The 13,095-nt window shown below is 35.2% G+C and carries 14 protein-coding genes and 1 riboswitch; of the genes, 11 read left to right on the forward strand and 3 right to left on the reverse strand.

Annotated features, from left to right (window positions below; translation table 11 throughout):
- Positions 1-18 precede the first annotated feature (18 nt).
- The 8 genes from WEEVI_RS08235 (at position 19) to WEEVI_RS08270 (ending at position 7,162) form a co-directional block, all read left to right on the forward strand.
- On the forward strand, positions 19-918 hold the full coding sequence (locus tag WEEVI_RS08235) for an ABC transporter ATP-binding protein (RefSeq protein ID WP_013598689.1): 900 nt from the start codon (positions 19-21) through the stop codon (positions 916-918).
- Complete coding sequence (locus tag WEEVI_RS08240; RefSeq protein WP_013598690.1) at positions 915-1,748, forward strand: ABC transporter permease; 834 nt, start codon at positions 915-917, stop codon at positions 1,746-1,748. Before WEEVI_RS08235 ends, WEEVI_RS08240 begins: the two co-directional genes overlap by 4 nt.
- A 28-nt stretch (positions 1,749-1,776) precedes the next feature.
- Positions 1,777-2,799 carry a DHH family phosphoesterase gene (locus WEEVI_RS08245; RefSeq protein ID WP_013598691.1) on the forward strand — a complete coding sequence of 341 codons (1,023 nt, stop codon included), beginning with the start codon at positions 1,777-1,779 and terminating at the stop codon, positions 2,797-2,799.
- Positions 2,796-3,323 (forward strand): FKBP-type peptidyl-prolyl cis-trans isomerase, encoded by a 528-nt coding sequence (locus WEEVI_RS08250; protein ID WP_013598692.1) that lies wholly within the window; start codon positions 2,796-2,798, stop codon positions 3,321-3,323. Before WEEVI_RS08245 ends, WEEVI_RS08250 begins: the two co-directional genes overlap by 4 nt.
- Positions 3,324-3,325: 2 nt before the next feature.
- A complete protein-coding gene (locus WEEVI_RS08255; protein WP_013598693.1) occupies positions 3,326-4,405 on the forward strand; it encodes a peptidylprolyl isomerase in 1,080 nt (359 codons plus the stop codon).
- A 207-nt stretch (positions 4,406-4,612) separates the two neighbouring features.
- Positions 4,613-5,707 carry a Nif3-like dinuclear metal center hexameric protein gene (locus WEEVI_RS08260; RefSeq protein WP_013598694.1) on the forward strand — a complete coding sequence of 365 codons (1,095 nt, stop codon included), beginning with the start codon at positions 4,613-4,615 and terminating at the stop codon, positions 5,705-5,707.
- A 2-nt stretch (positions 5,708-5,709) separates the two neighbouring features.
- Positions 5,710-6,492, forward strand: a complete 783-nt coding sequence (locus WEEVI_RS08265) for a zinc ribbon domain-containing protein (RefSeq protein ID WP_013598695.1) — start codon at positions 5,710-5,712, stop codon at positions 6,490-6,492.
- A gap of 109 nt (positions 6,493-6,601) precedes the next feature.
- Positions 6,602-7,162 carry a hypothetical protein gene (locus WEEVI_RS08270; RefSeq protein WP_013598696.1) on the forward strand — a complete coding sequence of 187 codons (561 nt, stop codon included), beginning with the start codon at positions 6,602-6,604 and terminating at the stop codon, positions 7,160-7,162.
- A 92-nt stretch (positions 7,163-7,254) separates the two neighbouring features.
- Here WEEVI_RS08270 and WEEVI_RS08275 read toward each other — a convergent pair whose 3' ends face one another.
- Positions 7,255-7,986 (reverse strand): YebC/PmpR family DNA-binding transcriptional regulator, encoded by a 732-nt coding sequence (locus WEEVI_RS08275; RefSeq protein WP_013598697.1) that lies wholly within the window; start codon positions 7,984-7,986, stop codon positions 7,255-7,257.
- Positions 7,987-8,551: 565 nt separating this feature from the next.
- Here WEEVI_RS08275 and WEEVI_RS08280 point away from each other — a divergent pair.
- From WEEVI_RS08280 to WEEVI_RS08290, 3 genes are read left to right on the forward strand one after another with little or no spacing between them, the layout of a single operon-like run.
- Entirely contained in the window at positions 8,552-9,190 is a 639-nt protein-coding gene (locus WEEVI_RS08280; protein WP_013598698.1) for an NUDIX hydrolase, read from the forward strand.
- An 18-nt stretch (positions 9,191-9,208) separates the two neighbouring features.
- The gene (locus WEEVI_RS08285; protein ID WP_013598699.1) at positions 9,209-10,150 is read left to right on the forward strand and encodes a lysophospholipid acyltransferase family protein; all 942 of its coding nucleotides are present in this window, start codon (positions 9,209-9,211) and stop codon (positions 10,148-10,150) included.
- Positions 10,151-11,506, forward strand: coding sequence for a UDP-N-acetylmuramate--L-alanine ligase (locus WEEVI_RS08290; RefSeq protein WP_013598700.1), 1,356 nt, complete (start codon positions 10,151-10,153; stop codon positions 11,504-11,506).
- A 115-nt stretch (positions 11,507-11,621) separates the two neighbouring features.
- Positions 11,622-11,721: riboswitch (purine riboswitch) on the forward strand.
- Positions 11,722-11,818: 97 nt separating this feature from the next.
- On the opposite strand, the gene WEEVI_RS08295 is transcribed toward WEEVI_RS08290, so the two are convergent.
- Positions 11,819-12,721: a histidine kinase dimerization/phospho-acceptor domain-containing protein gene (locus WEEVI_RS08295; RefSeq protein ID WP_041942137.1), complete on the reverse strand. Its 903-nt coding sequence runs from the start codon at positions 12,719-12,721 to the stop codon at positions 11,819-11,821.
- 54 nt (positions 12,722-12,775) lie between these two features.
- On the reverse strand, positions 12,776-12,982 hold the full coding sequence (locus WEEVI_RS08300; protein WP_126414839.1) for a hypothetical protein: 207 nt from the start codon (positions 12,980-12,982) through the stop codon (positions 12,776-12,778).
- Positions 12,983-13,095 lie beyond the last annotated feature (113 nt).

Consider the following 13,095-nt stretch of genomic DNA (forward strand, 5'->3'; position numbering starts at 1 on the left):
GATTCATATATAATATTTATGCAAAAAGTACTAGAAATCAATCAGCTTTCTAAACGCTTTGGCTCTCTTTTGGCTGTTGATAATGTTTCATTTACGGTAGAAAAAGGAAATGTTTACGGTTTGCTCGGTCCAAACGGAAGCGGGAAATCGACTATCTTGGGCATGATCCTGAAGGTGATAAACCCTACAAGTGGAAGTTATCGTTGGTTCGAGTTGGCAGAACAACCTCAAACACTAAAGAAAGTTGGCGCAATAATAGAAAGTCCGAAATTTTATCCCTATCTCTCGGCCCAAAAAAATCTCGAAATTGTTGCAAATATCAAAGAAGTATCCTACCAAGAAATTGATAAAAAATTAGCATTGGTTGGCTTATTAGACAGAAAAAAAGATAAGTTTGAGCACTTTTCTTTAGGGATGAAACAGCGATTGGCAATTGCAGCCGCCTTGCTCGATGATCCACTAATGCTCATTTTAGATGAACCAACCAATGGTCTTGATCCCGAAGGAATAATCCAGATTAGAGAAATTATTCAGAAAATTGCAGCAACCGGAACCACAATTCTATTGGCAAGCCACTTGCTCGATGAGGTGGAGAAAGTTTGCTCGCATGTGGTGGTTCTCAACAAAGGGAAAGTGCTGTACGCTGGCTTGGTAGAAGAGATGAACCCAAACTTTGGTTATATAGAAATTTCATCTTCTGATTTAGACGTTTTAGAGAATTTCTTACATAAACTTCCGTATTTCTCGACCATAACCCGAAAAAAATCTATATTGGTTGCAGTGCTTAAAGAAGCAGTTCCGGTAGAAAAAATCAATAAAAAGGCATTCGAACAGGGAATTGTTTTAAGTCATCTCACGATGAATAAAGAACGACTAGAGGATCATTTTTTACAACTTATTCATAAAAATAAAGAATGAAAAGATTACTAAACATCGAGTGGAATAAAATATTCTACAACAAAGGAACACGAATTTTTGTGATTTTATATTTCGCAATGATAGTCGCAATGGGAGTTATCCTACCAGTCTTCAAAATAAATGTGAACGGAATCGATCTAAATCTAGTGAAAATGGGAGGATTGAAAATTCCTTATATCTGGCACAACTTGGTTTGGTTAATTGCTTTTGGGAAGTTTTTTTTGGCTGTAATTTTAATCAATAATATCAGTAACGAATATGCTTTCGGGACGATAAAACAAAACATGATAGATGGTTTGAGCAAGAAAGAGTTTTTTGCTTCGAAACTTCTAAGCACGCTTTTGTTGGCTTTAGGTTCAACGGTTTTTGTGTTTTTGGCTGGATTGGTTTTGGCCTTTTTCAAGAATGAAAATGTAAATATTCTGAGCGGTTCTTCTTTTGTTTTAGGGTATTTTGTAGAAATCACAAATTACTTATTGATTGCAGTATTTCTGTCTTTTTTACTCAAAAAAAGTGCTTTTGCAATTTTGGCTCTTTTTGTATTGAGTTTTGGGGAAACCATCATAAAGGGAATCGAATATTTGGTGAGAATGTATATAAAAACAGGAGAGAATCTAGACGAAAAGATGACTTTGTTGTCGTCCTACCTGCCTTTCAATAGCAATTCTTCTATCGTTGGATATCCTGCTGTAGACATTGGGAATTATCTTACAAAAGGAGAATTGTTTGTGGCTTCTTCTGTAAATTGGGCAAGTTTTAGTGTGAATATTTTGTATTGTTTTCTCTTTATTTATGGATCTCTAGCGTTGTTGAAGAAAAGAGATTTATAAAATTCTATAAAATATTTATCTTTGCCCAATGCAGATGACAAATTTCGAAGCCCTGAAAAATCTTTTGGCTTCCCCTAAAAACATTGTGCTTTTACCGCACAAAAATCCCGACGGTGACGCCATTGGCTCAACCTTGGCGATGAGTCAATTCCTTATAAAAATCGGTCATCAATGTCATGTGGTTGCCCCTAATGATTTTCCGAAATTTCTCAAATGGTTACCCCAAGCAAAAGAGGTAATTATTGGTGATTATAACCCCAAAAAGGCCGAAGCATTGATAGCGAATGCCGACCTTATTTTTGTTATGGATTTCAATACCCTAGAAAGAATCGACCAGTTAGGGCAATTGGTAAAACAATCGAATGCACCAAAAGTTTTGATTGATCATCATCAAGCTCCCGATATTTTCGATTTTATGTATTCGGATGTATCCATGCCTGCAACCTGTCAGATGGTATATAATTTTATAGAAACCATGGAGGGGGAATCGTTGATCGACAAAGATATTGCAACCTGTATCTATACCGGTATTATGACCGATACAGGAGGATTTCGTTTTCGTAATACTTCGTCTAGCACCCATAGGATTGTAGCGAACCTTATCGATAAAGGAGTAGAGGTAGACCGTGTAAATTCTTATGTAAACGATGCCAATTCGCCCGTAAGACTTCAATTGTTAGCCATAACGCTCAATCAACTAACATTGTTGCCCGAGTACAGAACGGCTTTCATGTATCTTACTAGAAAGCAAATGCTTGCCAATGGATTTCAGAAAGGAGATACAGAAGGCTTTGTAAATTTTGGTTTGTCGGTAGAGGATTACGTTTTTTCTGTATTCTTCATTGAGGATACTCATCATAATTTTATCAAAATATCTTTACGTTCAAAAAGCAATTTTGATGTGAATGCTTTCTCTAGAAAACACTTCAGTGGAGGTGGACATATGAATGCTGCGGGAGGACGATCGGATTTACCAATGGAAGAAACCTTAGAACGTTTTAAAGCTATTTTAGTTGAATATCAAGAAGAACTAAAAGCAGTCGAGTTATGAGGAAGATAGTGCTAGGGATTGGTTTGGTAGGATTATTTTTCGCTTGCGGAGATCAGGTTGTGCAACGGCCTGTAGTTTATCAGAACGACGACTTTATGAAGCGTTCGCAAGAAAGAGGTAAACTTCTTTTGGCAGAAGAAAATGAATGGTTCGAGCAGTATCGAGAGAAATCTGCATTAACTTTCACACAAACATCAATGGGCTTTTGGATATCCAATTCGGCAATTGTGTCAGAAAATATGGCCAAACAAGGAGATTTTATATCCTACGATTATCAAGTGAAAAACTTAGACAATAGCCTTATATATTCCTATCAAGAAATTGGGCCGCAAAAAGCAGTCTTGGGGAAAATAGATCTGCCACGTGGTTTACATGCTGCGCTACAGTTAATTTCTGCTAACGATTCTGCGACGATTTTACTACCCTCTTTTTTGGCTTATGGAGGTTTTGGTGATCAGAAAAAAATCGATGCCGATACTCCTATAATAATAGAAATTAAAGTACATGAAATACGAAAAAAATAATAATGAAAAAAGTAATATTAATCCTTACATTATTACTTATCACGGTAAGTTGTAGTGTAAAAATTCCAAGTACGATGAGTAAAGAAGAATTTAAGAATTTAGAAGATGGTTTGTATGCCAACATGGTAACAAACAAAGGAACTATGTTGATAAAACTATACGAAGAGCAAGCACCTATGACGGTAGCTAACTTTACAGGTTTAGCAGAAGGTAAGATAAAAAATAGTGCAAAAGCAGAAGGAGTACCTTATTATGACGGGGTAATTTTTCATCGCGTTATTAAGGACTTCATGATCCAAGGTGGAGATCCAGACGGTCGTGGAACAGGAGGACCTGGATATAGTTTCGAAGATGAATTTGATGCGTCATTGAAACACGATAAAAAAGGAGTTTTGTCTATGGCAAATTCTGGGCCTGCAACCAATGGATCGCAATTCTTCATTACAGAAGTACCAACACCTTGGTTAGATGGTCGTCATGCAATTTTCGGGCAAGTTGTCGATGGTTTGGATGTTATAGATACTATTGCCAATGTAGAAAAAGATGGACAAGACAAACCGAAAGAAAATGTTGTGATAGAGAAAGTAGAAGTTATCCGTAAGGGGGAACATTACAAAGAATACGATCCAGCAGAATCATTCGAAACGGCTAGAGCAAATCATGCAAAAAAATTAGAAGAACAAAAAGCCAAAGAAGCTGCAGAAAAAGCCAAAGAAGTAGAAAGACTAAAAGAATTAGAAAGCAAAGCACAAGCAACCGATTCTGGATTGAAATATGTGATCGAAAAAGAAGGAGAAGGTGCAAAACCAGTGCACGGTGATGCAATCAACGTTCACTACACTTTGCGTTTAGCAGATGGCGAAAAAGTAGACTCATCTTACGATCGTCAAGACCCATTGAGAGTAACGGTGGGGGTTACAGGTTTGATCCAAGGCTGGATGGAAGCTTTAACAATGTTCAACCGAGGAAGTAAAGTAATGCTAATAATTCCTTCACATTTAGGATACGGAGATCGCGGAGCAGGCGGAGTAATCCCACCAAATGCAACATTGTATTTTGATATGGAAGTTTTAGAAGATTAATTACTCTTCGAGAAATGATAAAAAGCAAGCGAAAGCTTGCTTTTTTCTTGCGTTAATTTTTTCTCCGATCAAAAGACGCATCCTACCAAAATAATTGCCCGATGAATGAATAATCGTATCTTCGTTACGATAAAAAACAGAAGACAAACTGGTGATCTTGGTTTTTGAGATTAGAAAATTTATGCTAAAGAATAGAAACTAATAAAAATGACAATACAAGAAGTAATCCAGTCCTTAGAAGAAATTGCCCCTTTGCAATATGCAGAAGATTTTGATAATGTAGGTCTACTAGTGGGTAACAGTCAATTTCAGGTAAGCAACGTGTTGGTAACGCTCGATACGACAGAAGAAGTTGTGCAAGAAGCCATCGAAAAAGAATGCAATCTGATTGTGAGTTTTCATCCGATTATTTTTTCGGGCCTAAAAAAACTAACCGGTAAAACATATGTAGAGCGAGCAGTGCTAAAGGCGATACAGAACGATATTGCTATTTATGCTATCCATACTGCTTTGGATAATTCTCAGGTAGGTGTAAACTATCAGATTTGTCAACAATTAGGATTGGTGAATCAACGAATCCTCTTACCAAAAAAAGAAATTCTGCATCAGTTGTATGTATATGTGCCCGAAAAAAATGCAGAAGAATTACGAAAAAACCTCTTCCAAGCCGGAGCTGGCCATGTAGGTAAGTATGATTTATGTAGTTTCAATCTCGTAGGTGAGGGAACTTTTCGTCCGACAGAAGGCAGTAATCCTACCATCGGTACACATTACGTGGCGCATACAGAAAAAGAAGTGAAAATAGAAGTATTGGTGCCAGCTCATGTAACCGATAAGGTGATAGAGGCGATGAGAAAAAATCATCCTTATGAAGAAATTGCGTATGGATTGATTGCGTTGGAGAATGAGAATCAAACAGTTGGTATGGGAATGATTGCAGAATTGCCCGAAGAAATGAATGAGCATGATTTTATGGATCGTCTAAAGGATCTGATGAAAACACCGCTAATTCGACACTCGAAATTACTGAATAAAAAAATAAAGAAAGTTGCTGTTTTAGGAGGTTCAGGTGTTTTTGCTACCCGAAGTGCCATTGCCCAAAAAGCCGATGTATTCATCAGTGCAGATTTCAAATACCATGATTTTTTCGCTGCAGAAAATAAAATAGTTTTGATGGATATAGGACATTTCGAATCGGAACAATTTACAAAAAATTTATTAACTACTTTTATTAGTAAAAAATTTACTAATTTTGCAGTCTATAATTCCGAAATTAATACCAATCCTGTTAATTATTATTAACCATGGCCGAAACAAAAACAACCAAAGAAATGAGCGTTGAGGAAAAATTACGCGCATTATATGACTTACAACTGATCGATTCACGCTTAGATGAAATTCGTAATACCCGTGGTGAATTACCCTTAGAGGTAGAGGATTTAAGTGACGATGTTGCTCAAATGGAGAAAAAAATTTCTAAAGTAGAGGATGAGATTCAACAATTCGAAGCAATGATTAATCAACGCAAAGAATCGATTGTGAACGCCGAAGCTTTAATAAAAAAATATACCAAACAACAAGATAACGTACGCAATAACCGCGAGTATGACGCGTTGGCTAAAGAAATAGAATACCAAGAATTGGAAATAGAATTAGCAGAAAAACGTATTCGCGAGCACAATGCAAAAATCGAACATAAAAACCAAAATAAAGCTTCGTACGAAGAAAAACTTGTTGGTCTCAAAGAACATTTAGAAACCAAAAAAGGTGAGTTAGACGGAATTATTAAAGATACCGAAAAAGAAGAGGTTAAATTGCTAAAACTTTCAGAAGAGTATAGTAGTAAAATAGAAAGCCGTTTACTGAAAGCTTACCGACGAATCCGTGGAAATATGAAAAACGGTTTAGCTGTGGTGCCTGTAGAACGTGGTGCTTCGGCTGGTTCTTTCTTTACAATCCCACCACAACGCCAAATGGATATCGCTCAACGAAAAAAAATTATAGCAGATGAGCATTCGGGTAGAATTTTAGTTGACCCAGAGTTGGCAGAAGAAGAAAAAGAAAAAATGGAGGCTATCTTCAAGTAATTATTCCTCGAGATAAGTGATCACATTAAGATAAGAAAAAAAGGCACCAATTGGTGCCTTTTTTTCTATGGTATGAATTTTGTTAAAACCAAATGAAAAATAGTCTATAATGTATAAAAAAGTACTCTTTTATTTATTTGGAATATCACTTATCCTAAGTCTATCAGCATGTTCAAATAACGATGATGACTATGTCGGCTATGATTATTATGCTCAGAATAATGGAGCTGTAACCTATGACGGTATTACCAAGAAAATTCGGTATATGAATATTTTCGATACAGGTAAAATAACCTCTGATGGTAGAAAAATTTGGAGTATAGATTTATCTTCAGATTATATGAATGGTGGGCAAAATATTATACGAACAGATGTTCTTTTCCAGGCAGATATTTTAGTGCCAGGAAATATGAAATTAAGTGGTAATTATGATATGCTGGATCTAAATGGAAGAACATTTAATTTTGCGAGTTATTTCGAGGGGGTTCAAATTATGGGAAACGAAATAACTTCGTATGAATTCAAAATTAAAGACGAAGACTTCATTTCTGGTAATTTATCCCTTACTGTCTATAACAACAATTATGCAGAAGTAACTGTTAACGCCATAGATGGTTATGAAGGAAAAAATCGCCCATTGAATCTTTGGTTTAAAGGAAATATTAATTAATTATAAAAGTTGATCGTTGATAATTTTTCATAAAAAACTCAGCCATAAAGCTGAGTTTTTTTATGAAAAATTAGGCTGTTCGACCTTAGAGATTACTCTTCGTTTTCTGTTTCTTCTTTCATTGTATGGAAAACATGATTCACATCTTCATCTTCATCAAACTTTTCTAATAGTTTCTCGATGTCTTCGCGTTGCTCTGCAGTCAATTCTTTGGTAACTTGCGGAATACGCTCGAATTCAGACGAAAGAATCTCGTATCCATTTTCTTCCAAGGCTTTGAAGATGGTTCCGTAATTTTCAAAAGGTGCGTACAAAACGATTCCATCCTCTTCCTCGAAAACTTCTTCTACACCATAGTCAATCATTTCGAACTCTAAACTCTCTAAATCTATATTTTCTGGTTTTTCTATTTTGAAGTGACATAAATGGTCAAACATAAATTCTACAGAACCTTGCGTACCAAGCGTTCCGTTGTATTTATTGAAGTAAGAACGAATATTGGCTACAGTACGATTGTTGTTGTTTGTCGACGTTTCTACCAAAATAGCAATACCGTGTGGCCCGTATCCCTCTAGAATTACTTCCTTATAGTTTTCGGTATCCTTATCCGTTGCTTTCTTTATGGCACGTTCGATATTATCTTTGGGCATATTTACCGCTTTTGCATTCTGAATAACGGCACGAAGTCGCGAGTTTGTCGCAGGATCAGGACCGCCTTCTTTTACCGCCATAACAATATCTTTCCCTATTTTGGTAAATGCTTTGGACATTGCCGCCCAACGTTTTAGTTTACGTCCTTTTCTAAATTCAAATGCTCTTCCCATGGATATGCTACGTATTTTTAGACAAATTTAAGCTTTTTGACCTATTTTAGGAAATTATTTATTTACTAGAAATCTAAAGGATTTTTTGGAATAATTATACGAGCAGAATTGATAAGTTTCGGTAGAAGTTATTATAGGTTATATCTTAATAGATCCGAGAGTTGTTAATTAGATATTATTGATTTTAAGCAAAACGGCTAAGTATGAAAAAACACTCCAAAGCTTATTAGGTGAGATAACGAACCTGAAATTATCTCTAGAATCCATTGTAAATTGGTGGAGAAGAATTGTATAAAATTCAATATACTGAGCCTAGCAAATCAATGCAGAATAGTAGTATAGAAGGTCTTGATCGATTTTTTTGTGGGTATATATTCAATAAACTTCATCATGCTACAGAACAAAGATAAATAGAAAATAGAATGACAAATCGTAGGAGCAAAGAATAGAAAAACACCAATTGAGAAAAATATTAGACATGATAAATGCACAAAACAATATTTGGTTTTAGATAAATAAAATCTAATTGATATTTTCTTGCTAAATTTGGCTAAAATTAGATTGTTTGAATATAGAAATATTAAAAGAATTAATTCTTCAGAATAACGATCCCTTGCCAGGATGGGATTATCAGAAAAAAGCATCACCACCCTACCGAGGTAAATATGATATAGAAGCCATTAAAAGAACTAACCCCAAAGTGGCTTCTGTTATGATTATGTTGTACGAGAATGAAGAAAAAGAAGTGGAATTTCCGATTATTTTGCGTGTTATTTATAATGGCATACATTCTAATCAATTATCACTACCGGGAGGTCAGTTTGAGGAGTTCGATGTAACCATGGATCAGACTGCAGTACGTGAAACATCTGAAGAGGTAGGTGTAGATGAGATGCAAATAGAAGTTTTGAAGCAGTTGACAGAGCTTTATGTACCGCCAAGTAATTTTCTTATCTATCCATTCATAGGATACTATCCTCAGGTTCCCGAATTTGTGCCTTCAGAAGAAGAGGTACAGCATATTATACCAATAAATTTAGAAGCGTTTTTAGAAGCCGAAATCTCATCTTTTGAGTATGATTTTTCTGGCAATATAGTAGAAATGCCCGGATATGATATCGGAGAGAATGTTTATTTGTGGGGTGCAACTGCAATGATTCTCGAAGAGTTTAAAGAATTCATTAAAAAGAGTATAACTTTGTAAAAAAAAATATCAAATCAAGTGGCACAAAAAGCAAAAAAGAAAACCGTATACCGAGATGTCTTTGGGCATCTTTTTTTTCTGAAAAGAATTTTGATATTCGTCTTAGGCAGTCTTACCTATAGTCGATACAATGGGTTCAATAAGCTGAAAGTTAGCGGCACTGCAAAACTAAAAGATTTACCCAAAACCAATGTTCTTTTTGTATCCAATCATCAAACTTATTTTGCAGACGTATTTGCCATGTATCACGTTTTTTGTAGTGTGCAAAATGGCTTTGTAGATACCATAAAAAATCCTGTTTATCTTCTCAATCCCAAAATAGATTTTTACTACGTAGCAGCAGAAGAAACAATGAAAGATTCTTTGCTCACAAAACTTTTTGCTTATACCGGAGCAGTAACCGTTAAAAGAACATGGCGAGCAAAAGGAGAAAATGTCAACAGAAAAGTTGATCTGAATGAAATATCTAATATCGACAAAGCTATCCAAAATGGTTGGGTAGTTACTTTCCCGCAAGGTACAACCAAGGCTTTTGCGCCTGGTCGTCGAGGAACAGCACATCTGATCAAGACGAATAAACCAATCGTTATTCCGGTAGTGATTGATGGTTTTCGACGCGCTTTTGATAAGAAAGGTTTGCTAATCAAGAAGAAAGGAATTCGTGCAACAATGACCTTTAAAGATCCATTGCATATCGATTATGAAAATGACTCATCAGATATGATCATGAGAAAGATTATGGATGCAATTGAACAATCTCCAGAATACAATAAAGTAAAAACAATAGATGAAATTTTAGAAGAATATCAATCTGTATCACTAGACGATTATCTGAGTGAAGATGAAGAAATGAATGAAGAAGAAATTCAAGAATTAGAAGAAAAACAAAATCAACCAATCACCACCAGAGAAAAAAACACAGAACAAAATCAATCATCTAACCAAACATCCAAAGAATAAATGAAAAAGGGAAAAATACATTTTATTGCTATCGGAGGCAGTGCAATGCACAATTTGGCAATCGCTTTACAAGAAAAAGGATATATCGTTACAGGTTCGGATGATGCTATTTATGAGCCATCTAAAACTCGTCTAGCCGAACGTGGACTTTTGCCTAATAAACTTGGTTGGTTTCCTGAAAAAATTACCGAAGATATAGAGGCTATCATTTTAGGAATGCATGCTCATGAAAACAATCCAGAAATGCTAAAAGCACAAGCATTAGGACTAAAAATTTATTCCTACCCAGAATATTTGTACGAGCAATCTAAAGATAAAACACGAATCGTTATCGGTGGCTCTCATGGTAAGACCACAATAACGTCCATGGTTTTGCATGTTTTGCACTATCACGGTATAGATGTCGATTATATGGTAGGTGCACAATTAGAAGGATTTGATGTAATGGTACATCTTACAGAAGAAAACGAATTCATGATAATGGAAGGTGACGAATATTTATCTTCTGCACTAGATCGCCGTTCGAAATTCTTATTGTATCAACCCAACATAGCTTTGATTAGTGGGATTTCTTGGGACCATATCAATGTATTCCCTACTTTCGAAAACTATAAAGAGCAATTCTTAAAGTTCGCAGAAAGTATCATCAACGGAGGAGCTTTGGTGTACAATTCGATGGATGAAAACGTTCTCGATATAGTAGAGAAAGTAGAAAAACCACTAAAAAAATTCCCATACCAATTACCAGAATATACAATAGAAGACGGAACAACGTATCTCTCTACCGAAGAAGGACCGATACCATTAGAAGTTTTTGGTGAACATAATTTGATGAATTTAGAAGGAGCCAAAGAAATCTGTAAACAAATAGGTCTGATGGAAGAAGACTTCTATGAAGCTATACAGTCTTTTACTGGAGCCTCGAAACGATTAGAATTAATCAGTCGCACAAAAGATTTCATTGCATACAAAGATTTTGCACATGCACCTAGCAAAGTAACTTCGGTAACAAAAGCCGTAAGAGAACAATTTCCGGCCAAAAAAATTGTAGCATGTTTAGAGATTCATACATATTCTTCGTTGAATGTAGAATTTCTTTCGCAATACAAAGACGCATTGGTTGCGGCCGATGAAAAAATAATCTTTTATGATCCAGAAGCCTTGAAAATTAAGAGAATGCAAATGATATCCGAAGATGACATCAGAAATGGGTTCAATGATCAAACGATTCGAGTGATGACCAACCCAGAAGAATTGAAAGCATTTTTACAAGAAGAGAAAAAGGAAAATAAAGTCTTCTTGATGATGAGTTCTGGAAGCTTCGGAGGTTTAGAACTGAAAGAAATATTTTCTTGATAACAAGATAGTTAAATCATCGAAAACTAATATTTTTTTTGCGTAATAGTAAAAGATTTATAAATTTGCAACCGAATCACTGTTAGTAAATAAGAGTAATTTTAGTTTTTAAAGTTTTTTTTCAATTAAAAACATTTGTATAAACTCATAATACGGTTGAGTGTTTCTACAGCAAACCATCGAAATTTGCTTCTACAAATTGTTTTTTTTACTTCTTATTGTAGAATTTCAACTGAATTTCAGTTCCTATTTCTTTCACGCTTTTTATCGTCCAATCTATTTCCGCTAAGTCAGCCAATTTTTTTGCGATATTCAGACCCAAACCAACTCCAGAAAAAGTTTCGTTTCTACGTCATCCGACCGAAAATGTCGATTTTCTATTCGCAGAACATCTTCCGATTTCATGCCGATTCCGTTATCTTTTATCGACAAGATGTACGTGTTTTCTTCTTGCTTAGATGAGAGGGTAATCTGTCCTTTTGGTGAAGTATATTTTATAGCATTAGACAAAATATTATCCAAAATAATTTCGATAAATTCTCGATAATTTTCGGTAGTAAAGGAATGGAGTTGATTAATTTTTGTAGTGATTTGTTTTTCGTGTAGCAACAAATCGAAGCGTTCGAGCGTATGTAAAACTTCTACTTTTAGATCGAAATTGGTTTTCTTTAGTTGCAAACTATTATTTTCTACGCGCGATAAAAGTAAAAATTGTTCGACCAAAGCATCTAAACGATCGATTTGTTTTAGGGTATAGTTTATTTTATCCTGATATTCTTCTTGTGTTCGTTTTCGTCGAATCAAAATTCCTAAAGTTCCTTTTATAATCGTTAACGGTGTTCGTAATTCATGAGAAGCATCGGCCGAAAATTGTTTGGCTTTGATGATCTGATATTCTAATCGATCCAATAAAGAATTGATTGTTTTTGCCAACTGATACAATTCATCTTTCCTTGTTGGAAGCGGAACTCGTTGGGATAAAGTACTTTCTGAAATCGATTGTGCAGTATCGATAATATCGAATACTGGTCGAATGGCTTTGGCTGCAATCCATCGTGCAGAAATTAAAATTACCAAAACCGAAACCGGAAATAAAATCAATAAAACCAAACGTAAATAATCCAACGCCAATTCGTGGTGTTTTGGCGAAACTCCTATCACCACATACCCTACAATTTCACCATGATGAATTAGTTTTGCTTGTGAAATAAGCAAATCAAAAGAATTGATTTTGGTAGAGTATGGAGTGTTTTCTTTTTTCTTTTTGTTTCATGGAATTTGATTCTGAACCAAGTTAGGCGATTTTTCTACCAAATGAAAATGAGTATCGTAGATCGCAATAAAAACCGGATTCAAAGCTAAATCTGTATGTTCGATTTCTTCCCATTCTCTTGGTTCTACAAATTCAAGAAACGTGTCTTGCTGAGCTACAAAGGCAACATGATGTTCGATTTCTTTGTTCAAAGTTTCTTTCATCGTTTGGTTGATTCCACGATAAACCGTAAAATAAATAGAGCCACAAATCAGCAATAGAATCACCGAAAAGGTAAAGCTGTAGTAAAGGGCAATTCTATTTTTTAGGGCAATTT

It is taken from the genome of Weeksella virosa DSM 16922 (assembly GCF_000189415.1).
Taxonomy (GTDB): domain Bacteria; phylum Bacteroidota; class Bacteroidia; order Flavobacteriales; family Weeksellaceae; genus Weeksella; species Weeksella virosa.